The organism is Streptomyces capillispiralis, assembly GCF_007829875.1.
Lineage (GTDB): Bacteria > Actinomycetota > Actinomycetes > Streptomycetales > Streptomycetaceae > Streptomyces > Streptomyces capillispiralis.
In genome coordinates, this window is the sequence record NZ_VIWV01000001.1 from 4166178 (window position 1) to 4188457 (window position 22280).

18 protein-coding genes, 4 tRNA genes and 1 other RNA gene are annotated in these 22280 nt (G+C 72.7%); 14 read left to right on the top strand and 9 right to left on the bottom strand.

Annotated features, from left to right (window positions below; all coding sequences use genetic code 11):
• Nucleotides 1–74: 74 nt before the first annotated feature.
• Nucleotides 75–162 (bottom strand) — tRNA-Ser (locus FHX78_RS17895).
• 73 nt (nt 163–235) lie between these two features.
• Here FHX78_RS17895 and ffs point away from each other — a divergent pair.
• From ffs to FHX78_RS17925, 6 genes are all read left to right on the top strand, one after another.
• Nucleotides 236–334: signal recognition particle sRNA small type (ffs, locus tag FHX78_RS17900), an RNA gene on the top strand.
• 81 nt (nt 335–415) lie between these two features.
• Nucleotides 416–2698 (top strand): DNA polymerase III subunit gamma and tau, encoded by a 2283-nt coding sequence (locus FHX78_RS17905; RefSeq protein ID WP_145868445.1) that lies wholly within the window; start codon nt 416–418, stop codon nt 2696–2698.
• A 222-nt stretch (nt 2699–2920) separates the two neighbouring features.
• The gene (gene purD, locus FHX78_RS17910) at nt 2921–4207 is read left to right on the top strand and encodes a phosphoribosylamine--glycine ligase (protein ID WP_145868446.1); all 1287 of its coding nucleotides are present in this window, start codon (nt 2921–2923) and stop codon (nt 4205–4207) included.
• Nucleotides 4208–4513: 306 nt separating this feature from the next.
• Nucleotides 4514–6412, top strand: coding sequence for a M48 family metalloprotease (locus FHX78_RS17915; protein ID WP_145868447.1), 1899 nt, complete (start codon nt 4514–4516; stop codon nt 6410–6412).
• 273 nt (nt 6413–6685) lie between these two features.
• Nucleotides 6686–8215, top strand: coding sequence for a N,N-dimethylformamidase beta subunit family domain-containing protein (locus FHX78_RS17920; protein ID WP_145868448.1), 1530 nt, complete (start codon nt 6686–6688; stop codon nt 8213–8215).
• 92 nt (nt 8216–8307) lie between these two features.
• Nucleotides 8308–9207, top strand: coding sequence for a phosphoribosylaminoimidazolesuccinocarboxamide synthase (locus FHX78_RS17925; protein WP_145868449.1), 900 nt, complete (start codon nt 8308–8310; stop codon nt 9205–9207).
• A 121-nt stretch (nt 9208–9328) separates the two neighbouring features.
• Here the strand turns inward: FHX78_RS17925 and FHX78_RS17930 are convergent.
• From FHX78_RS17930 to FHX78_RS17965, 8 genes are all read right to left on the bottom strand, one after another.
• A tRNA-Gly gene (locus FHX78_RS17930) sits at nt 9329–9401 on the bottom strand.
• Nucleotides 9402–9424: 23 nt separating this feature from the next.
• Nucleotides 9425–10045, bottom strand: a complete 621-nt coding sequence (locus tag FHX78_RS17935; RefSeq protein WP_145868450.1) for a response regulator transcription factor — start codon at nt 10043–10045, stop codon at nt 9425–9427.
• Nucleotides 10042–11328: a sensor histidine kinase gene (locus tag FHX78_RS17940; RefSeq protein WP_145868451.1), complete on the bottom strand. Its 1287-nt coding sequence runs from the start codon at nt 11326–11328 to the stop codon at nt 10042–10044. Before FHX78_RS17940 ends, FHX78_RS17935 begins: the two co-directional genes overlap by 4 nt.
• A gap of 29 nt (nt 11329–11357) precedes the next feature.
• On the bottom strand, nt 11358–12134 hold the full coding sequence (locus FHX78_RS17945; protein ID WP_145868452.1) for an ABC transporter permease: 777 nt from the start codon (nt 12132–12134) through the stop codon (nt 11358–11360).
• Entirely contained in the window at nt 12131–13093 is a 963-nt protein-coding gene (locus tag FHX78_RS17950; RefSeq protein WP_145868453.1) for an ABC transporter ATP-binding protein, read from the bottom strand. The genes FHX78_RS17945 and FHX78_RS17950 overlap by 4 nt, the downstream gene beginning before the upstream one ends.
• A gap of 130 nt (nt 13094–13223) precedes the next feature.
• Nucleotides 13224–13296, bottom strand: a tRNA-Gly gene (locus tag FHX78_RS17955).
• Between the two features lie 80 nt (nt 13297–13376).
• Nucleotides 13377–13448: transfer RNA gene (locus tag FHX78_RS17960), tRNA-Gly, on the bottom strand.
• 157 nt (nt 13449–13605) lie between these two features.
• Nucleotides 13606–13923 carry a histone-like nucleoid-structuring protein Lsr2 gene (locus FHX78_RS17965; RefSeq protein WP_145868454.1) on the bottom strand — a complete coding sequence of 106 codons (318 nt, stop codon included), beginning with the start codon at nt 13921–13923 and terminating at the stop codon, nt 13606–13608.
• Between the two features lie 353 nt (nt 13924–14276).
• Between FHX78_RS17965 and purS the strand changes: the two genes are divergently transcribed.
• The 8 genes from purS to purF all read left to right on the top strand — a co-directional run bounded on the left by purS (nt 14277) and on the right by purF (nt 22270).
• On the top strand, nt 14277–14540 hold the full coding sequence (purS, locus tag FHX78_RS17970; protein WP_006133353.1) for a phosphoribosylformylglycinamidine synthase subunit PurS: 264 nt from the start codon (nt 14277–14279) through the stop codon (nt 14538–14540).
• On the top strand, nt 14537–15217 hold the full coding sequence (purQ, locus tag FHX78_RS17975; RefSeq protein ID WP_145868455.1) for a phosphoribosylformylglycinamidine synthase subunit PurQ: 681 nt from the start codon (nt 14537–14539) through the stop codon (nt 15215–15217). The genes purS and purQ overlap by 4 nt, the downstream gene beginning before the upstream one ends.
• Nucleotides 15214–17472, top strand: coding sequence for a phosphoribosylformylglycinamidine synthase subunit PurL (gene purL, locus FHX78_RS17980; protein ID WP_145868456.1), 2259 nt, complete (start codon nt 15214–15216; stop codon nt 17470–17472). The genes purQ and purL overlap by 4 nt, the downstream gene beginning before the upstream one ends.
• 123 nt (nt 17473–17595) lie before the next feature.
• Nucleotides 17596–18096, top strand: coding sequence for an ArsR/SmtB family transcription factor (locus tag FHX78_RS17985; RefSeq protein WP_229924123.1), 501 nt, complete (start codon nt 17596–17598; stop codon nt 18094–18096).
• 31 nt (nt 18097–18127) lie between these two features.
• Nucleotides 18128–18964, top strand: coding sequence for a M23 family metallopeptidase (locus FHX78_RS17990; RefSeq protein ID WP_145868457.1), 837 nt, complete (start codon nt 18128–18130; stop codon nt 18962–18964).
• Between the two features lie 17 nt (nt 18965–18981).
• Nucleotides 18982–19779: a maleylpyruvate isomerase family mycothiol-dependent enzyme gene (locus tag FHX78_RS17995; RefSeq protein WP_145868458.1), complete on the top strand. Its 798-nt coding sequence runs from the start codon at nt 18982–18984 to the stop codon at nt 19777–19779.
• 119 nt (nt 19780–19898) lie between these two features.
• Complete coding sequence (locus FHX78_RS18000) at nt 19899–20681, top strand: META domain-containing protein (protein WP_145868459.1); 783 nt, start codon at nt 19899–19901, stop codon at nt 20679–20681.
• Nucleotides 20682–20743: 62 nt separating this feature from the next.
• Nucleotides 20744–22270 carry an amidophosphoribosyltransferase gene (gene purF / locus FHX78_RS18005; protein WP_145868460.1) on the top strand — a complete coding sequence of 509 codons (1527 nt, stop codon included), beginning with the start codon at nt 20744–20746 and terminating at the stop codon, nt 22268–22270.
• The last annotated feature ends 10 nt before the right edge of the window (nt 22271–22280 follow it).

The following is a 22280-nucleotide window of genomic DNA, read 5'->3' on the forward strand; positions in this document are numbered from 1 at the left end:
AAACTGGGACGGACCACGTCGAAGGGCCCCACCGCGAACGGTGGGGCCCTTCGACATCGTGCCCGGTGAGGCACTGGCGGAGGATACGAGATTCGAACTCGTGAGGGGTTGCCCCCAACACGCTTTCCAAGCGTGCGCCCTAGGCCTCTAGGCGAATCCTCCGGTGGGAACATTACATGACCGAGAGGAGTGCTCGCGAACTCGTTCCGGGCCCGCGACATGGGGTAGCCTCTGCCGTAGCCCCTCACGCGGCGCTATCTGACTGAACTCCCCCAGGGCCGGAAGGCAGCAAGGGTAGGTCGGCTCTGGCGGGTGCGTGGGGGGCGCTTGCGTTTGCCGGCCGGTCGTCGCAGGTCACGGGGCCCCCTCCGGCGCGCGGGGCCGGTTGTCGGCGGGCGCCTATAACCTCGTATGCGTGTCGTCTCTCGCGCTGTACCGCCGCTATCGCCCGGAGTCGTTCGCCGAGGTCATCGGGCAGGAGCATGTCACCGACCCGTTGCAGCAGGCGCTGCGGAACAACCGGGTCAATCACGCGTACCTGTTCAGCGGTCCGCGCGGATGCGGCAAGACGACCAGCGCGCGCATCCTGGCGCGCTGCCTGAACTGCGAGAAGGGCCCCACGCCGACCCCGTGCGGGGAGTGCCAGTCCTGCCAGGACCTCGCGCGCAACGGGCCCGGTTCGATCGACGTGATCGAGATCGACGCCGCTTCCCACGGTGGTGTGGACGACGCCCGTGACCTGCGCGAGAAGGCTTTCTTCGGGCCCGCCTCCAGCCGCTACAAGATCTACATCATCGACGAGGCCCACATGGTCTCCCCGCAGGGTTTCAACGCCCTGCTCAAGGTCGTCGAGGAGCCCCCGGAGCATCTGAAGTTCATCTTCGCGACCACCGAGCCCGAGAAGGTCATCGGGACCATCCGGTCGCGTACGCACCACTACCCGTTCCGGCTGGTGCCGCCCGGCACCCTGCGGGACTACCTCGGCCAGGTGTGCCAGAAGGAGGACATCCCCGTAGAGGACGGCGTGCTGCCGCTCGTCGTGCGGGCCGGTGCCGGGTCCGTGCGTGACTCGATGTCCGTCATGGACCAGCTGCTCGCCAGCGCCGGCGCGGACGGTGTGACGTACGCCATGGCCACCTCCCTGCTCGGGTACACGGACGGCTCGCTGCTCGACTCCGTCGTCGAGGCCTTCGCGACCGGCGACGGGGCCGCCGCCTTCGAGGTCGTCGACCGGGTCATCGAGGGCGGCAACGATCCGCGCAGGTTCGTCGCCGACCTGCTGGAGCGGCTGCGGGACCTGGTGATCCTCGCCGCCGTGCCGGACGCGGCCGAGAAGGGGCTCATCGACGCCCCCGCCGACGTCATCGAGCGGATGCAGGCCCAGGCCGGCACCTTCGGCGCCGCCGAGCTCAGCCGCGCCGCCGACCTCGTCAACGAGGGACTCACCGAGATGCGCGGCGCCACCTCGCCCCGCCTCCAGCTCGAGCTGATCTGCGCGCGCGTCCTGCTCCCCGCGGCCTACGGCGACGAGCGCTCGGTCATGGCCCGCCTGGACCGGATCGAGCGCGGGGTGAACTTCTCCGCGGGCGCCGGCGGCGTCGGCATGCCCGCCGCGGGATACGTGCCCGGGCCGGAGGCCCACGGGGGAGCACCGGCCGGGGCCGGTCAGGTTCCGGTGCCGCCGGGCAGCGGCCCCGCGGCCGCCCGGGCGGCGGTCCGCGGGCCGAGCCCGTCACCGGCTCCGCCGCCGCCCGCCCCCGCGCCTGCTCCGGCTCCCGCCGCGGCTCCCGCGCCCGCCCCCGCTCCGGCCGCCGCGCAGGCTCAGCCTCCGGCTGCCGCCCCGGCCCCTGCCCCGGCCGACCCGCAGGCCGCGTCCGGTGCCCCCGGCGCCTGGCCCACCGCAGCCTCCGCCGGTGGCGGTGGCCGACGGCCGGGCGGCTGGCCCACGGCCACGCCGGCCGGTGGCGGCGGGCAGCCCGCGGCCACCCCTGCCGGTGCTCCCACGCCGCCGCCCGCACCCCAGGCGGCCCCCGCGCCCGCACCGACGGCACCCGCGCCCTCGGGCGGCGGCGGTGGCCTCGACCCCCGCATGCTCTGGCCGAACATCCTGGAGACCGTCAAGAACCGCCGGCGCTTCACCTGGATCCTGCTCAGCCAGAACGCCCAGGTGACCGGCTTCGACGGCACCACCCTCCAGATCGGCTTCGTGAACGCCGGGGCCCGGGACAACTTCCTCAGCAGCGGCAGCGAGGACGTACTGCGCCAGGCGCTGGCCGAACAGTTCAACGTGCAGTGGAAGATCGAGGCGATCGTCGACCCCTCCGGTGGGGGCGCGCCCGCACCCGCCCCGGCCGGACCGCCCGGCGGCCGTAGTGGCGGCGGCGGGGGCTACGGAGGCGGGGGCGGTGGCTACGGCGGCCCCGGCACCGGAGGCGGCCAGCGCCCGTCCGCGCCCCAGACACCCGCCCCACCCGCCCCCACGCAGCACGCGAGCAGCGCCCCGGCCCCGCCCGCGTCGGCCCCCGCCCCCGCCCCGGCGCCCCGCCCGGCCGCCCAGGAACCGCCGCCGCCCGTCTCCCCGGAGGACGACACCCCCGAGGACGACGACCCCGACCTGGACGAATCGGCCCTCTCCGGCCAGGACCTCCTCGTCCGCGAGCTGGGGGCGACGGTCGTCGAGGAGTTCACCAACGACTAGGCGACGACCGGGGACGGCCGGGGACGACCGGCGGACGAGTGGCGGCCAGGGCTCCGATCCGGACGACGGGGCAGGACGAGAGGCGGGGCCGGAGGCGCTCCGCCGTAACTGCGGACGCCCTCCCTCCGCCCCCGTACCTGGAGGAACGTACGAACCGCCTTCCCCCACCCCTTCGGAAGCCCGCACAAAGCGAATGCGCCGCTTCCCGTTAGGCTGACCCCTGTGAAGGTCCTCGTCATCGGCAGCGGCGCCCGCGAACACGCCCTGTGCCACTCCCTGTCCCTCGACCCCGCCGTCACCGCGCTGCACTGCGCGCCCGGCAACGCCGGCATCGCCGGGGTCGCCGAGCTGCACCCGGTCGACGCCCTCGACGGCGCGGCCGTGTCGGCGCTGGCCACGCGGCTCGGCGCGGACCTCGTGGTGGTCGGCCCGGAGGCGCCCCTCGTCGCCGGTGTCGCCGACGCCGTGCGCGACGCGGGCATCCCGGTCTTCGGCCCCTCCAAGGAGGCCGCGCAGCTCGAGGGCTCCAAGGCCTTCGCCAAGGACGTCATGGCGGGGGCCGGGGTGCCCACCGCCCGCTCCTACGTCTGCACCACGCCCGAGGAGGCCGACGCGGCCCTCAGCGCGTTCGGCGCGCCGTACGTCGTCAAGGACGACGGGCTCGCTGCGGGCAAGGGCGTCGTCGTCACCGGAGACGTCGAGGTGGCCCGCGCGCACGCCGCCGCCTGCATGGGGGTGTCTCCCGCGCCGTCCCGGCAGCGGGGGAGCGTGGTCATCGAGGAGTTCCTCGACGGCCCCGAGGTCTCCCTCTTCGCCATCACCGACGGCGAGACGGTCGTCCCGTTGCAGCCCGCCCAGGACTTCAAGCGCGCGCTGGACGGCGACGAGGGCCCGAACACCGGCGGGATGGGGGCGTACTCCCCGCTGCCGTGGGCCGACCCGAAGCTGGTCGACGAGGTCATGGAGACCGTGCTCCAGCCGACCGTGGACGAGATGAGGCGCCGCGGCACCCCCTTCTCCGGCCTGCTGTACGCCGGACTCGCGATCACCTCGCGCGGTGTCCGCGTGATCGAGTTCAACGCCCGGTTCGGCGACCCCGAGACCCAGGTGGTCCTGGCCCGGCTGCAGACCCCGCTGGGCGGCGTGCTGATGGCCGCCGCCACCGGCAACCTCGCCCACCTGGAGCCGATGCGCTGGAGCGACGAGGCCGCCGTCACCGTGGTCGTCGCCTCGCACAACTACCCCGGCACGCCCCGCACCGGAGACCCGATCACCGGTCTGGACGAGGTCGCCGCGCAGGACGCCCCGCACGCGTACGTGCTGCACGCCGGGACGAAGCGCGACGGCGACGCGATCGTCAGCGCGGGCGGGCGCGTGCTGTCCGTCACCGCGACCGGCAAGGACCTCACCGAGGCCCGCGACCGCGCCTACCGCGCGGTCTCCCGCATCGGCCTCGACGGCTCCCAGCACCGCACCGACATCGCGGCGAAGGCGGCGCGGGACGCGTGAGCGACCGGGCCGACCCGCTCCCGGCCCCACCCCCATGCCTCGTCGATGAACCCCGCAGGCCCCGGATCCGTCTCAGGATTCGGGGCCTGACCCTTGCCGTCCGTCATCCACCTTTCCCCAAAGCCATTCCATCGAGTGAGCGATGTGCCATCCGGCTGACGAGGGCCGGAGCCCCAACTAGGGTGCCGCGCAAGCGTTCCGGCACTTGGCCCACCGGCATTGCGATGTCAGTGGCGGGTGCCACAGTGGGGGAGTGAGCAGGGCCAGGAGAGCGTCAGGACCGCCGTGAGGGGGTGAGGTCGGGCCATGAGCGGAAGCGGAATGGGAGCGGAAGCGGGCGCACGGACCGCGCGATCACGCGCGCTGGCCGTGCTGCGCATCCGCGGCCGGGCACTGGCCGTCGCGCTGCTGCCGGCCGCCGCCGCCGTGATCCTGCTCGTCGGCGGCTCCACCGGCCATCTGCCGGGCGCCGGCTGGGACCTGGCCCGCCGGCTCCTCACCCCGCTCGCCGTGCTCGTCCTGCTCGTCGCCGCCGGTGTCGCGCTCGTCGTGGCCCGGGCCCGGCCCGCCATGAGCCCGACGGTCCCGATCGCCGAGGAGGCGGCCCCGGACCTGTACCGGATGGTGCGCGACCTCGCCGACCGCCTCGACGTCCCCGCCCCGTCCGCGATAGCGCTCACCCCCGACTGCGACAGCTGGCTCGAGGACCGTACGCACCCGGCCCACGGCCCCCCGCCGGCCGAGAAACACGCCGACATAGCGGACGCCGGCCGGCCCGCGCGCGTCAGGACCGCCGCGCCGGTGCTGGTGATCGGCTCCCCGTTCCTGTGGTGGATGCGGGTGGGCGAGCTGCGCGCGGTGCTCGCCCCGGTCGTCGCCGGTACGGGACCGTCGGCGCACCCGGACATAGCCGCCGCCCGGCGCTTCGTGCAGGGGCTGGACGCCGCGGTGGCGGTGGCCTCGGAGCCCCGCCGAGGGCCGGTGTTCCGCGGGGTGCTCGCGGGCGTCGGCTGGGTCGCCCGGCTGCTGTTGCGCGGGTGCCGGGGGCACGCGGCCGAGATGGAGCGCGGGGTCGCCGCCGCGGCGGCCGAGCGGGCCCAGGCCGTGGACTACGGGCTGCGGATCGTCGCCCAGGAGCAGGTGGGGCTCGCGTACGCGGGCTGGGACCGGCTGCTCACCCGGGTCGCGCTGCCCGCCTGGCGGATGGGCCGCTGGCCGTCACGGCTGAACGCCGGGGTGGTGGCGGCGCTCACCGAGCTGTCCCGCCGGGACCGGCTGGCGGAGGGCTTCGCCTCCCGCCTCGGCGAGCGTCCCGCCTGTGACCTGCTCGAAGAGCCCGGCGCGGTGGACGAGGCGGCCTCCCTGCTCGCCGCCCGCCTCTTCCACGGCGGGCCCGCGGAGATCGGCCCCGCCTGGTCGCCGGTCCACTGGGACGACTATCCGGAGGAGGTCGTCGACCGCAAGTGGCGTACCGACGCCGCCCGCCTCCACCGCGTCCTGGACGCCCTCCGCGTGCCGCCCGCCCCCGGCGAGTCCCCGGCCTCCGACGCCCCCACCCTCACCCGCGTCCTCGCCCACCTGGCCACCCCGACGACACCGGCGGAGCCGCCGACCGGGCCCACGGCACCCGGGGAGCCGACCCGGCCGACGGAGCCCGCCGCGCCCGCCCCGCCCGCGACGACCACAGCACCCGCCCGGCCCGCCACGCTCGCCCCGTCAGCCCCCTCGACGCCTCCCGCCCCGTCCGCCCAGCCCCTGGACCCCGCCCCGGACGACGAGGACCTGGCGGGCACCACCGCCCGCAGCGCCGCCCTGGCCGCCCGGCTGAGCGCCGAACTGGCTCGCGAGGAGGCGGCGGCGGCCTCCGCCCCCGCGGAGGGCACCGCACCGGCCGGCACTCCCGACCCCGCCCCCCTCCGGGACGACCGCGCGCTCCCCCTCTTCCCCCTCCAGCCCCCGCGCTCCGCCCGCGAACTGCTCGCCGACCACATCACGGCGATGGTCTGCTGCGCGGCGATGGACACCGTGGGCGCCACCCCCGGGCTCGACTGGCTCGACGGGCCGACCCTGCTCCTGGGCGGCGCGCGGGCCGCTGACCTGTCCCCCCAGGTCCTGGCCCTGATCGAGGACGGCGACCCCTCGGCCCTGAGCCGGTGGCTGACCCGGCAGGGCATACGCCCGGAGAAGCCCGTCCGGCTCGTCTGAGCCCACGACCGCGACTCCCGCTCCACCCTTCCCCCCTCCTCTCCTCCCGCTCCACCCCTCCGGAGCTAAACCTTCCGTTTTCGGTCAATTCAAAACGAACGGTGACGGACTGGGTGCCTTATGTGATGTGCTTGGACCGTTCGCGCTCACTGGCAAGAGCGCGCGACATACGACAAGCACATAAGTCGCGGCGGGCATCACCCGCCAGGCGACTGCCGAACAGCACCACGCACCGCACCGCATCGCACGGGGGCCAGAGGGAGGGGAGCGATCATGGGTTCGGAGCAGATCCGCCGCTGGGAGTCGGGGGCACTGGCGCACGCCGTGAACGACCCCTTCGGGCAGGGCCCCCTCCCGTGGCTGCGCGGCAGCGAGACCTACTTCGGTGACTCCGGCCAGGTCGTCCCCTGGTACGTGGACCCGGACCCGGACGCGGGCCCGGAGCCGTCCCCGGAGCGGGCCGCCGCCCGCCTCCCCAGGCAGCGCGGCACCAGGGCACCCGCCCCCCGCTCCTCGGTCGGACCCCGCGCCGCGGACGACGTGCGCCGGCAGATCAAGGGCTACACCTCGACCGGCGCCGTCGCCCCCGGTGAGGCCATCGACTTCCACGTCACCGTCGACCCGCCCCAGGAATTCGACGTCGACGTCTACCGCATCGGCCACTACAGCGGCCACGGCGCCACGAAGATCACCTCCAGCCCCCGCCTCTCCGGCATCGTGCAGCCGCCGCCGCTCACCGCCGACCGCACCGTCTCCTGCCACCACTGGTGGCTGTCCTGGCGGTTACCGGTCCCCTCGTACTGGAGCGTCGGGGCGTACGTCGCCGTGCTCACCACGGCCGACGGCTACCGCTCGCACATCCCGTTCACCGTCCGCGACGACCGCCCGGCGGACCTCCTCCTCGTCCTGCCCGACGTCACCTGGCAGGCGTACAACCTCTACCCGGAGGACGGCCGCACCGGTGCGAGCCTCTACCACGCCTGGGACGAGCAGGGCCGCCTGCTCGGCGAGGCCGACGCCGCCACCACCGTCTCCTTCGACCGCCCCTACGCGGGCGCCGGCCTCCCGCTGCACGTCGGCCACGCCTACGACGTCATCCGCTGGGCCGAGCGCTACGGCTACGACCTCGCCTACGCCGACGCCCGCGACCTGCACGCCGGCCGCGTCGACCCCACCCGCTACCGGGGCCTGGTCTTCCCCGGCCACGACGAGTACTGGTCGCGGCCGATGCGCACCGCCGTGGAGCGCGCCCGCGAGCACGGCACGTCCCTGGTCTTCCTCTCCGCCAACACCCTGTACTGGCAGGTGGAGCTCGCCCCCTCCCCGTCCGGCCCCGACCGCCTGCTGACCTGCCGCAAGCGCCGCGGCCCGGGCAAGCCGGTGCTGTGGCGGGAGATCGACCGCCCGGAGCAGCAACTGCTGGGCATCCAGTACGCCGGTCCCGTCCCGGAACCGCACCCGCTGATCGTCCGCAACGCGGGCCACTGGATGTGGGAGGCGACCGGCGCCCACGAGGGCGACGGCCTGACGGGCATGGTCGCGGGCGAGGCCGACCGCTACTACCCGCGCACCGCGCTGCCCGAGCACGACGAGCGCGTCCTGCTCGCGCACTCCCCGTACACCGACCGCGGGGGCGCCCGGCGCCACCAGGAGACCTCCCTGTACCGGGCGCCGTCGGGGGCGTGGGTCTTCGCGTCGGGCACCTTCGCCTGGTCCCCGGCGCTGGACCGGCCGGGCCACGTGGACCCGCGCATCCAGCGCGCCACGGCCAACCTCCTGGACCGCATCTGCAAGCGTGACTGACCGTCCCAGGCCCGTCCCGTGCGACCCGTGGCCGAGACCGTTCGCCCCATACGGGAGAATCGACTCATTGGACAGAACCACGGGGAGGAACCGTGTCCGGATTCGTCGAAAAGCCCGAGCCGATCCAGGTTCCGGGTCTGGTGCACCTGCACACCGGGAAGGTGCGCGAGCTGTACCGGAACGAGGCGGGCGACCTCGTGATGGTCGCCAGTGACCGCATCTCCGCCTACGACTGGGTTCTGCCCACCGAGATCCCCGACAAGGGGCGGGTCCTCACCCAGCTCTCCCTGTGGTGGTTCGACCAGCTCGCCGACCTGCTCCCGCACCACGTGCTGAGCACGGACCTCCCGGCCGGCGCCCCCGCCGACTGGGCGGGCCGCACCCTGGTCTGCAAGTCGCTGAACATGGTCCCCGTCGAGTGCGTGGCCCGCGGCTACCTCACCGGTTCCGGCCTGGCCGAGTACGACCAGTCCCGCACCGTGTGCGGCCTCGCCCTCCCCGAGGGCCTGGTGGACGGTTCGGAACTGCCCGCGCCGATCTTCACCCCGGCCACCAAGGCCGCCGTCGGCGACCACGACGAGAACGTCTCCTACGAGGAGGTCGCACGCCAGGTCGGCGCGGAGACCGCGGCCCAGCTGCGCCAGGCGACCCTCGCCGCCTACTCGCGGGCCCGTGACATCGCCCGGGACCGGGGCATCCTGCTCGCCGACACCAAGTTCGAGTTCGGCTTCGACGGGGAGACCCTGGTCATCGCGGACGAGGTGCTCACCCCGGACTCCTCCCGCTTCTGGCCGGCCGAGCAGTGGGAGCCGGGCCGGGCGCAGCCGTCGTACGACAAGCAGTTCGTGCGGGACTGGCTGACCTCGGCGGAGTCGGGCTGGGACCGTAAGAGCGAGCAGCCCCCGCCGCCGCTGCCGCAGCAGGTCGTGGACGCGACACGGGCCAAGTACGTGGAGGCGTACGAGCGTCTGACCGGCACCGCCTGGAGCTGACCCCCGACCTCCCCGGGCCCGGAGGCACGGCCCCCGGGCCCGGAGGCACGACCCCGAGCCCCGCGGGTGACCCACCCCACGACGAAGGCCCCGGTCGAAGTGACCGGGGCCTTGATCCCTGAGCGGACGACGAGGCTCGAACTCGCGACCTCAACCTTGGCAAGGTTGCGCTCTACCAACTGAGCTACGTCCGCGTTGCGCCGTGGCGCGAGGCCAACTATACCCAACCTCGCTCGCGTGCGAGCCGCACCGCGGCATGACGGTTCTCCGCCCCGAGCTTCGAGACGGCCGAGGAGAGGTAGTTCCGCACGGTCCCCTGGGAGAGCGCGGCCCGCTCCGCGATCTCCGCGACGGGCGCCCCGTCCGCCGCCAGCTCCAGCACCTCGGCCTCCCGCGCGGTCAGCGGGGAGTCGCCGGAGGCGATCGCGTCGGCGGCCAACTCGGGGTCGACGTAGCGGTTTCCCTCGTGCACCGTGCGGATGATCTCCGCGAGGCGCTGGGCGCTGACGGTCTTGGGGACGAAACCGCGCACACCCGCCGCCAGCGCCCGCTTCAGATGCCCGGGCCGCCCGTGACTGGTCACGATCAGCACCCGGCAGCCGGGCAGTTCCGCCCGCAGGGATGTGGCGACCTTCACACCGTCCGCGCCGGGCATCTGCAGATCGAGTACGGCGACATCGGGGGCGTGCGCCCGTGCCATCGCCAGCGCCTCCGGACCGGAGGCCGCCTCGGCGACGACGGTCAGGTCGTCCTCGAGGGACAGCAGTGCGGCGAGCGCGCCCCGGATCAGGTGCTCGTCGTCGGCGAGCAGCAGCCGTACCGGCGGGGGTGTCGTCATGGTGTGGCCTCGCTGACGGGGGAGAAGGTGTGCAGGGCGGGATGGGCCTCGCCGGAGTGCGACGGCAGCGGGACCTCGACGGTCAGCAGGAACGACCCCTCGTCGAGGGGCCCGGCCCGCAGCGTGCCCCCGATCTCCGCGAGCCGCTCGCGCAGCCCGACCAGCCCGGAGCCGCCCCCCAGGGCGCCGCCCGAGCCACCGCCCGAGCCACCCCCCTGCGGCACCCCGTCGTTCTCCACCGTCAGCACCACACGCCCCTCATCCACCGTCAGCGCCATCGCGCACCGCCGTGCGTCCCCGTGCCGCAGCACGTTCGTGGCCGCCTCCCGCACCACCCAGCCGAGCGCGGACTGCACCGGCGAGGGCAGTCCGGTGACCGGGCCGGTGACGGTGCAGTCGATGCCGGCGGCGGTCAGCACGCCCTGCGCGCCCGCGAGTTCGCCGGACAGGTCGGCCTCCCGGTAGCCGCGCACCACCTCGCGCACCTCCCGCTGCGCCTCGTGCGCGAGACGCTGCACCTCGATCATCTCGGTCACGGCCTCCGGCCGTTCCCGCCGGGCGAGCTGCACGGCCAGCTCGCTCTTGAGCGCGATGACGGCGAGGTTGCGCCCCATCACGTCGTGCAGGTCCCGTCCGAACCTGAGCCGTTCCTCCGCGACGGCGAGCCGGGCGCGGGTCTCGCGGGCCTCGTCGAGTTCGTAGACGGCGGTGAGCAGCCAGACGGAGAACAGGGAGGTGAAGGCGGAGAACCCGCCGCAGGCCAGCACGACCAGGGCGACGACCAGGGCGACCGCGACGGGCCGGCCGAGGAGCAGGCACACGGTTCCCGCGCCCAGCGCGAACCCCGCCACGGTGAGGAACACCCGCCGCCGGCCGCCGACCCCGAGGGCGATCACACCGGTGCCGAAGGCCGTCACGACGGCGAAGACCGCGCCGGCCGCGCCGTCGACGTCCTTGCCGCCCGGAGCGTGCTCGACCACGAGGAGCGCGACGACGGCCACCGCCGCGGTGCCGGCGCCGAAGGCCCACAGTGTCCGCAGGGGCCGCTCGCGCTGCCCGCGCAGCCAGTCCAGGGCACGTGAGGCGGTCACCGCGCACCCCAGGCTGTGCACGGCCGTCATGACCAGCAGCAGCGCCGCCTGCCGCGGCCGCACGTGTTCGATCACCGGCCCGCAGACCACCACGAACTCGATCAGCGCGATCAGATGGAACGACCACCGCGTGTACGTCTCGACCTTGGCCGGGGTGCTCTTGCGCCCCCACCAGACGCCCGGCCTGCTCATCTCCCCGTGTCCCCCCGCCCTCATGTACGTCAGCGCCTCGGCTCCCAGCGGAACCACCGCTGTACAGCAAACACCGCCAGCAGGGTCCAGGCCACCGCCGTGGCCACGGCGCCCAGCGCCTCGTACGCCCCCAGGTCGCCGGTCCAGCCGCCGCGCACCAGGGTGATGACCGGGGTCAGCGGCAGCAGTTCGCAGAAGGAGGCCAGCCGGTCCGGGAGCAGCTCCAGCGGGACGAACATGCCGGAGCCGAGCATCGAGACGATCATCAGCGGCATCGGGGTGACCTGCGCGCTCTCCCCGGTGCGGGTGAAGCTCGCGGTGACCGCCGCGAGCGCGGCGCACATCACCAGCCCCAACAGCAGTCCGAGCACGGCCAGATGCGGCGCGGACGGCGCGGACAGGTCGAGGAGCAGGGAACAGCCCGCCGCCAGCAGCAGGCACTGGGCCAGCGCGATGAGGGCGGCCGGCAGCGCCGCCCCGCCGAGGATCTCGGCGTCCCGCAGCTCGCCGGTGCGCAGCCGCTTGAGCACCAGTTCCTCGCGCCGGACGACGAAGACACCGACGAGGGCGGAGTACACGGCGAAGAGCAGGGAGAAGCCGACGGCGGCGGGCAGGACGACGGTGCCGGGGGTCAGTCCGGCCTCGGCGAGGTCCATCTCCTCGGCGGCCGACCGCACGCTGAGCGGCAGCACCAGCGGCACGAACAGCGAGGCGACCATGGTGCCCTTGCTGCGTCCCAGCAGTGTCAGCTCGGCGCGGGCGAGGGCGGTCATCCGGCCCGTCGGTGTGGTCACGGCCGTGCTCATGCCGCGTACTCCTTCCTCGCGGCGGTGCCCGCGGTCACGTCCTTGGCGATGCCGAGGAACGCCTCTTCCAGGGACGCCGACCGCACGTCGAGGTGGCGCAGTTCCACTCCGGCGCCGTGGGCCCACATCAGCAGTCCCGTGGCGGCCCGCTGCAGGTCGCGGGTGCGCAGCCGTACGGTGCGGCCGTCCACCCGGTGGTCGGTGACACCGAGTTCGGCGAGCGGCGGCAGGTCGCCCACGAAGTAGCCCGGGGGCAGTTCGAAGGTGATGCGGGACGGCTGGGTGGCGGTCACCTCGGCCGGGGTCCCGGTGGTGGCGATGCGGCCCTCGTGCATGATGGCGAGCCGGTCGGCGAGGTTCTCGGCCTCCTCCAGATAGTGCGTGGTGAGGAGCACGGTCGTACCGCCGTCGCGCAGCGCGCTCACCAATTCCCAGGTGGCGTGGCGTCCTTCGGCGTCGAGTCCGGTGGTGGGTTCGTCGAGGAAGAGGACCTCGGGGTCGCCGAGCAGGGCGAGCGCCAGGTCCAGGCGGCGTCGCTGGCCCCCGGACAGCTGCTTCACCCGGACGTCGGCCTTGGCCTCCAGCCCGACGAGCGCCAGGACCTCCCGTTCCGGGCGGGCCCCGCTGACGCAGCCCGCCCACATCCGCGCGGTCTCCGCCACGGTCAGTTCGGAGGGGAAGCCCCCTTCCTGCAGCATCACGCCGGTGCGCGGCCGTACGGCGGCGCGGTCGGTGTACGGGTCGTGCCCGAGGACCCGGACGCGTCCGCCGGCCGGGGCGGCGAGTCCTTCGAGCAGTTCGACGGTGGAGGTCTTGCCGGCGCCGTTGGTGCCCAGCAGGGCGAAGATCTCCCCGCGCCGCACGGAGAAGTCGATCCCGCGCACCGCCTCGAACCCGCCCCCGTAGACACGCCGCAGGTCGGTGACCTCAATCACGTGTTCGTGTTCGTTCGCTTCCATGCGTCGAGCATCCCGGCGGCCGGGGGTTCCGGGCAGTGCGGGCTGTCATCACCGGACATGACAAATGTCAGACGGTGGCGCCCGGGCACACGAGAAGGCCCCGGTCCGATGGACCGGGGCCTTCTTCCCGAGCGGACGACGAGGCTCGAACTCGCGACCTCAACCTTGGCAAGGTTGCGCTCTACCAACTGAGCTACGTCCGCATTGCCTCCGACCGGCTCTCACCGATCGGCGCGGGCACCAGCCTACCCGATCCACAGGAGTGGTCGGTACGGTGGTGCAGAGCGGGTGACAGGAATTGCACACTGCGCCTTCCCCCTGGAAGGGGGATGTTCTACTACTGAACTACACCCGCATGTACTCCGTGGACCGGGCCTTTCGGCCGTGCCCCTCGGCGTGCTCCAGACTCTAGCTGATCAGCGGGGGTGCTGCGCAAGTCGGTTGCCGCGAGGGGCGGGTGACCGGCCGTCGGACGGACCACCCGGCCGGCCCGGACCGGCCACCCGGCCGGCTCACTGCGCCGCGGCGAAGGCCTCGTAGACCTTCTTGGGGATGCGTCCCCGCGCGGGGACGTCCATCCGGTTCGCCTGTGCCCAGGCGCGGACGGCCGCGGGATCGGGAGCGACCTCCGTCTGCCGGTACGCCTTGCCGGAGCGCGACCGCTTGCGGCCGGCGTCCACGTAGGGCGCGAGCGCCTTCCGCAGTTTCCTGGCGTTGGCTTCATTGAGGTCGATCTCGTACGACTTGCCGTCGAGTCCGAAGGCGATCGTTTCCGCCGCTTCCGAGCCGTCGATGTCGTCAAAGAGAGTGACCACGACCTTCTGCGCCACGAATATCGGTCCCTTCGTGCGACACCTCTCGTCCGGACGTCCGTGATGACGTGCCGGTACGTCGCCGAGATGTCGGCTGTTCGCCTGTAATCGGGCAAAGTATCTGCTAATGACAATTCATTTGTACAGTGCCCGGCATTGCAATGTGAAGCCCGACTAAATCTGTCCGCGTGTCCGCTGCGCAATAGCGGTGAGCGGGTGAACGCGGATCTTTCCCGGATCTTTTCCCAGCCGTCTCCCCGCGATGCCGAATCGTGATCGGGGTCACGTAGATTCCTACAACTCTACCCGCGTAGAAATTTTGTGCGGGTAGTCTGAAGGAACCTGCTCAGCACCACACACCGGGAGTGCCAGTGGCACGCGTCGTAGTCGACGTCATGCTCAAGCCGGAGATCCTCGACCCCCAGGGCCAGGCGGTGCAGCGCGCACTGCCGCGACTGGGTTTCGAGGGGATCTCGGACGTCCGTCAGGGAAAGCGATTCGAACTGGAAGTTGACGGGCCGGTCGACGAGGCCGCGCTCGCCCGTATCCACGATCTTGCGGAATCCTTCCTCGCCAACACCGTGATCGAGGACTTCACCGTCCGGGTCGAGGAAGTCGCGGAGGCCGCGAAGTGACCGCTCGTATTGGCGTCGTCACTTTCCCGGGCAGTCTCGACGACCGGGACACGCAGCGCGCGATCCGCGTCGCCGGCGCCGAGCCCGTCGCCCTCTGGCACAAGGACAAGGACCTCAAGCAGGTCGACGCCGTGGTGCTCTGCGGCGGTTTCTCGTACGGCGACTATCTGCGGGCCGGTGCCATCGCCCGCTTCTCGCCGGTGATGGACTCCGTCATCGACCAGGCCAAGGCCGGCCTGCCGGTGCTCGGCATCTGCAACGGCTTCCAGATCCTCACCGAGGCGCACCTGCTCCCCGGCGGCATGCTGGGCAACGACCACCTGCACTTCATCTGCCGCGACCAGAAGCTGCGGGTGGAGAACGCGGACACCGCCTGGACCACCGACTACACGGCCGGCCAGGAGATCCACATCCCGCTGAAGAACATGGACGGCCGCTACGTCGCCGATCGGCGGACGCTGGACGAGCTGGAGGCCGAGGGCCGGGTCGCCTTCCGCTACGTGGACTTCAACCCCAACGGCTCGCTCAACGACATCGCCGGCATCACCAACGCGGCGGGCAACGTCGTCGGTCTGATGCCGCACCCCGAGCACGCCGTCGAGCCGCTGATCGGCACCGGCCGCACCGACGGCCTGCCGTTCTTCACGTCGATCCTCAAGAAGCTGGTCAACGCATGAGCCGGACGCCTCTGGACACGGTCGAGCACGCGGCCGCGACCCCCGACGTCGAGCTGCCCTGGGCCGAGCTGGGCCTGAAGAAGGACGAGTACGAGAGGGTCGTGGAGATCCTCGGCCGCCGCCCCACCGGGGCGGAGCTGGCCATGTACTCCGTCATGTGGTCCGAGCACTGCTCGTACAAGAGCAGCAAGGTCCACCTGCGCCAGTTCGGCGAGAAGGCCCCCGAGTCCGACGCGATGCTCGTCGGCATCGGCGAGAACGCCGGTGTGGTCGACGTCGGCCAGGGCTACGCGGTCACCTTCAAGGTCGAGTCGCACAACCACCCCTCCTACGTCGAGCCCTACCAGGGCGCGGCCACGGGCGTCGGCGGCATCGTCCGCGACATCATCGCGATGGGCGCCCGCCCGGTCGCCGTCGTCGACCCCCTGCGCTTCGGCGCCGCGGACCACCCCGACACCAAGCGCGTCCTGCCCGGCGTCGTCGCCGGCATCGGCGGCTACGGCAACTGCCTGGGCCTGCCCAACATCGGCGGCGAGGTCGTCTTCGACGCCTGCTACCAGGGCAACCCGCTGGTCAACGCCGGTGCCATCGGCGTCATGCGGCACGAGGACATCCACCTCGCCAAGGCGTCCGGCGCCGGCAACAAGGTCATCCTGTACGGGGCCCGCACCGGCGGCGACGGCATCGGCGGCGCCTCCATCCTGGCCTCCGAGACCTTCGACGACGCCAAGCCGTCGAAGCGCCCCGCCGTCCAGGTCGGCGACCCCTTCCAGGAGAAGCTGCTCATCGAGTGCACCCTGGAGGCGTTCCAGGAGAAGCTCGTCGTCGGCATCCAGGACCTGGGAGCCGCGGGCCTGTCCTGCGCGACCAGCGAGCTGGCCTCCAACGGCTCCGGCGGCATGCGCGTCACCCTCGACGACGTCCCGCTGCGCGACTCCACGCTCTCGCCCGAGGAGATCCTCATGAGCGAGTCGCAGGAGCGCATGTGCGCGGTCGTCGAGCCCGAGAAGGTCGACCGCTTCCTCGAGATCTGCGACAAGTGGGACGTCATCGCCACCGTCATCGGCGAGGTGACCGACGGCGACCGCCTGGAGATCTTCTGGCACGGCGGCAAGATCGTCGACGTCGACCCGCGCACCGTCGCGCACGACGGCCCGGTCTACGAGCGCCCCTACGCCCGCCCGTCCTGGCAGGACGAGCTCCAGGCGGACGACGCGAACAAGCTGCCCCGCCCGCAGACGTCCGAGGAGCTGAAGGACCAGGTCCTGAAGCTGGTCGGCTCGCCCAACCAGGCGTCCAAGCGGTGGATCACCCAGCAGTACGACCACTTCGTGCAGGGCAACACCGTCCTCGCCCAGCCCGAGGACTCCGGCATGATCCGCGTCGACGAGGAGACCGGCCTCGGCGTCGCGATCGCCACCGACGGCAACGGCCGGTACGCCAAGCTGGACCCGTACACCGGCGCCCAGCTCGCGCTGGCGGAGGCCTACCGCAACGTGGCGACGACCGGCGCCAAGCCGCTGGCCGTCTCCGACTGCCTGAACTTCGGCTCGCCGGAGGACCCGGCCGTGATGTGGCAGTTCGCGGAGGCCGTGCGCGGTCTGGCGGACGGCTGCCTGCAGCTCGGCACCCCGGTGACCGGCGGCAATGTCTCCCTCTACAACCAGACCGGTGAGGTGGCCATCCACCCCACCCCGGTCGTGGCCGTGCTGGGCGTCATCGACGACGTCGCCCGCCGCACCCCGGTCGCCTTCCAGGAGGAGGGTCAGCTCCTCTACCTGCTCGGCGACACGCGGGAGGAGTTCGGCGGCTCGGCCTGGTCCCAGGTGATCCACGACCACCTCGGCGGCCTGCCGCCCAAGGTGGACCTGGAGCGCGAACGCCTGCTGGCCGAGATCCTGATCTCCGCCTCCCGCGACGGCATGATCGACTCCGCGCACGACCTGTCCGACGGCGGTCTGATCCAGGCGGTCGTGGAGTCGGCGCTGCTCGGCGGCAAGGGCGCGCGTCTGGTCGTCCCGGACGGCCTGGACGCGTTCACCTTCCTGTTCTCCGAGTCGGCCGGCCGCGCGATCGTCGCAGTGCCGCGCTCGGAGGAGGTCCGCTTCAACGACATGTGCGGTGCCCGCGGCCTCCCGGCCACCCGCGTCGGCGTGATCGACGGCGACACCGTGGAGCTCCAGGGCGAGTTCTCCCTCACCCTGGCCGAACTCCGCGAGACCCACGAGGCGACGATCCCGGCGCTGCTGGCCTGATCGTCAGGAGCCCGCTCGACGCACGAAGCCCCCGTCCGGTCCACCGGGCGGGGGCTTCGGCGTACCGAGGTCCTCGACGCCAGGGTCTTGTGCGTCATTACGTAGTTACGTAATCTCGTGGGTGTGGAACTCGAAAAGCGCATGACCGATCTCGAACGCCGGCTGGCGGCACTGGAAGCGGCCGACCGCGCCGCCCCCCGGCTCGGCGAGGGCGACTTCTGGGCCCTCGAAGGGCTGAAGGAGCAGCTCGCCGAGCTGCGGGCCGCCGACGGAGGCGTGCTGTTCACCGGCGCGGTCCGGCTGCCGACCGGCGAGCAGTACGAGTGGCAGCACGGCGCGCTCACCGACGGGCTGCTGGCCTACGAGTGGCCGGACGCCGCCGAGGCGCTCGCCGCGCTCGGCCATCCGGTGCGGCTCCGGCTGCTCCGCGAGATAGTCGGCGGCCGGCGCACCGCGGCGGACCTGGCGGAGCTGGAGGAGATCGGCACGACCGGCCAGATCTACCACCACCTCCGCCAGCTCACCGGTGCCGGCTGGCTGCACGCCACGGGCCGGGGCCGCTACGAGGTTCCACCCGGACGGGTCGTACCGCTGCTGGTGACGCTGTCGGCGGCGCGTCCCTGACCATCGCCGGCACACAGGACAAGGGGGAAACATGTCCGCGCGCAAACTCGCCCAGACCGCCTTCCGCGGTCTGCAGATCGGCTTCATCGGGCTGGTGACCGCCCACATCGCCTTCGGCTGGGGCTACGCCTGGTGGTGGAACCTGCTGCCGCTGGCCCTGGCCTACGCCCTCGTCATCGTGGTGAACAGGTGGGGCGGTGCTCCGGACGCCCCCGGCTCGGTCCGTGCGCCGGTCGAGGTCGACCCGCCGGTCACTGGCCGCTGGACCGCCCTGAACAGCCCGGCCGACCGCACCCCGAGCCACGGGCTGCACGCCTACGGCCAGACCTACGCCATAGACGTCCTCGCCGAACCCGGGCCGGGCGCCCGTCCGGGCTTCTCCTTGCTGTGGCCGCCCGCCCGCCGCCCGGCCGCCTTCCCGGCGTTCGGTGCTCCCCTGCGAGCCGTCGCCGACGCCCGGGTCGTACGCGCCGACGACCGGCAGCGCGACCACCTCAGCCGGACCTCGCTGCCCGCGCTGCTGTACCTGATGCTGATCGAGGGCTCGGTGCGCGAGATGTCGGGAGTCCGCCGGATCCTCGGCAACCACGTGGTGCTGGACCTCGGCGACGGCACCCACGCCGCCTACGCCCATCTGCGGCGCGGCTCCCTCACGGTGCGCGAGGGCGACCGGGTGAGCGCCGGGGACGTGATCGCCGCCTGCGGCAACTCCGGCAACTCCACCGAGCCGCACCTGCACTTCCAGCTGATGGACGGTCCCGACCCGGACACCGCCCGCGGCATACCGTTCACCTGGCGCGGCCTGGGCGTCCCCCGCAACGGCGAGTCGTTCGACGTGGCCGATCCGGCGTCGGCCGCCCCCGCGTGACGCCTTAGGCTGCCGCCATGCCACCGGCCAAGAAGCGCGCTCGTTCCTACGACCCCGCCAGGACCCGGGCCGCCGTGCTGGCCCAGTTCGGGCACGTGCGGGAGGCCGTGCGCACCCTCACCCCCGAGCAGCTCGCGCTGCCCACACGGCTCGGTGACTGGACGGTGCGGGAACTGGTGGCGCACTGCGGGATGGCGCTGACGGCCGTGGACCGGCTGCTGGACGAGCCCGAGCCCGCGCGGCAGGACGCGCGGCTGCTCGACTGGCCGTTCGCGATCGCCGCCGACGCGGACACCATCGCCGGTACCGCCCGCCGCCTGGCGGCGGACCACCCCGACCTCGACGCCCACCTCGCCGACGTCGAGCGGCGCTTCACCGCCCGCCTCGACGCGCACCCCGGCGGCCGGCTACTGCCGACCGGTGCCGGCGCCCTCCCACTGGCCGACTACCTGGTCACCCGCACCGTCGAGCTCGTCGTCCACACCGACGACCTCAACGCCGCCGTGCCCGGCCTCGGCATCCCCCACGACCGCCAGGCCCTGGCCGCCTGCACCCGGCTGCTGGCCGACGCGCTCGCGGTCAAGGCCCCCGGCGGCTCGACGGAGGTGCGGATCCCGCCGTACGCGGTGGTGCAGTGCGTGGAGGGGCCGAGGCACACGCGCGGCACCCCGCCGAACGTCGTCGAGACCGACCCGCTCACCTGGATCCGCCTGGCCACCGGGCGCACGGCCTGGCCGGACGCCGTGGCCGACGCCCGGGTGGGCGCGAGCGGGGAGCGGGCGGACCTGGGGCCGTACCTGCCGTTGCTGACGTGATCCCCTGACCGGACAGGACCGGACAGGGCCGGACAGGACAGGACCGGAAGGGACCGGACGGCACCGGACCGGACCGGATCGAAGGGGAACCGCCCGCTCCCCGCTTCCGTCGAATCGGCATGTACAGGCAGAAGCACCAGCAGCGCATGACCCTGATGGCAGTCGCCGTGCTCGTCCCGCTCGCGGCGGCCTGTGGCAGTGAACGGGCGGACGCGGGCAGCGGCACCGCCGACGTGGAGCGACCGGTCACCGGCATCCGCTGGAGCGTCGACAGCGTCACCGTCGACGGCACCACCCACCGGGCCCCCGGCAGCGCCCACGTCACCCTCGGTGACGACGGCCGGGCGGAGGGCAGCTACGGCTGCAACACCTTCAGCGCCAAGGCCGCCGTCGACGGGGACCGGATCAGCCTCAGCGACGCCGCGTCCACCGAGATGGCCTGCGACGACCGGCCCATGGACTTCGAACGCGTCCTCTCCCACACCCTCGCCGACAGCGCCCTGAAGGCCGACGTGAACGACGACCGCCTCACCCTCACCACCGACTCCGGCGACACCGTCCGCCTCAGCGAGGCGAAGGACGCGCCCCTGGCCGGCACCAAGTGGACCGTCACCACCCCCGCCACCGACAGCCGCGCCCACCTCACCTTCGACGAGCGGAAGGGCACCGTCTCCGGCAGCCTCGGCTGCAACCAGGTCAACGCGGCGGCCACCGTACGCGACGGGCATATCACCCTGGGCGTGCCGTCCCTGACCCGAATGATGTGCGAAGACTCACTCATGGACAGCGAGAAGGCCCTGACCAAGCTCTTCGGCGGCACGCTCGCCTACTCCATCGATCACCGCACGCTCACGCTGACCAGCGAAAACGGGACAGAGGTCCGCGCCGTCGCCGAGGGCTGATCCACTATGGCGGCCGCATCCCGCATTCGGACCAGTGGGCGATCTCGCCTACACTCAAAGGCGTGCCACGTGGTGACGGACGACTCAACCACGACCTGCTCCCCGGCGAGAAGGGCCCCCAGGACGCTTGCGGCGTCTTCGGTGTCTGGGCTCCGGGTGAAGAGGTCGCCAAGCTCACGTACTTCGGGCTCTACGCCCTCCAGCATCGGGGCCAGGAATCCGCGGGAATCGCGGTCAGCAACGGCTCCCAGATCCTCGTCTTCAAGGACATGGGCCTGGTTTCCCAGGTCTTCGACGAGACCTCTCTCGGTTCGCTCCAGGGTCACATCGCGGTCGGACACGCCCGCTACTCGACCACCGGTGCCTCCGTGTGGGAGAACGCCCAGCCGACGTTCCGCGCGACCGCGCACGGATCCATCGCGCTCGGCCACAACGGCAACCTGGTCAACACGGCGCAGCTCGCCGGCATGGTCGCCGAGCTGCCCAAGGAGAACGGCCGCGCCCCGAAGGTCGCCGCCACCAACGACACCGACCTGATCACCGCCCTGCTGGCCGGCCAGCGCGCCGCCGACGGCGAGCCGGTGACCGTGGAGCAGGCCGCTCACGTGGTCCTCCCCAAGGTCAGGGGCGCCTTCAGCCTCGTCTTCATGGACGAGAACACCCTCTACGCGGCCAGGGACCCGCAGGGCATCCGCCCGCTGGTCCTCGGCCGCCTGGAGCGCGGCTGGGTCGTCGCCTCCGAGTCCGCCGCCCTCGACATCTGCGGCGCCAGCTACGTCCGCGAGATCGAGCCGGGCGAGTTCGTCGCCATCGACGAGAACGGCCTGCGCACCTCCCGATTCGCGGAAGCGAAGCCCAAGGGCTGTGTCTTCGAGTACGTGTATCTGGCCCGCCCGGACACCGACATCGCCGGCCGGAACGTGTACCTCTCGCGTGTCGAGATGGGCCGCAAACTCGCCAAGGAAGCCCCGGTCGAGGCAGACCTGGTCATACCGACCCCGGAGTCGGGCACCCCGGCCGCCATCGGCTACGCGGAGGCCTCCGGCATCCCGTTCGGCGCCGGCCTGGTCAAGAACGCGTACGTCGGCCGGACGTTCATCCAGCCGTCGCAGACCATCCGGCAGCTCGGCATCCGCCTGAAGCTGAACCCGCTCAAGGAAGTCATCAAGGGCAAGCGCCTGGTCGTCGTCGACGACTCCATCGTGCGCGGCAACACCCAGCGCGCCCTGGTCCGCATGCTCCGCGAGGCCGGCGCCGCCGAGGTCCACATCCGGATCTCCTCGCCGCCCGTGAAGTGGCCCTGCTTCTTCGGCATCGACTTCGCCACCCGCGCCGAGCTCATCGCCAACGGCATGACCATCGAGGAGATCGGCACCTCGCTCGGCGCCGACTCCCTGGCGTACATCTCCATCGACGGCATGATCGAGGCGACCACCATCGCCAAGCCGAACCTGTGCCGCGCCTGCTTCGACGGCGAGTACCCGATGGAGCTGCCCGACCCCGAGCTCCTCGGCAAGCAGCTCCTGGAGACCGAGCTGGCCGCCGGCACCGCCGCCCCGGCCGCGGTCGACGCGATCCGCCGCCCGTAAGCCCTGACGG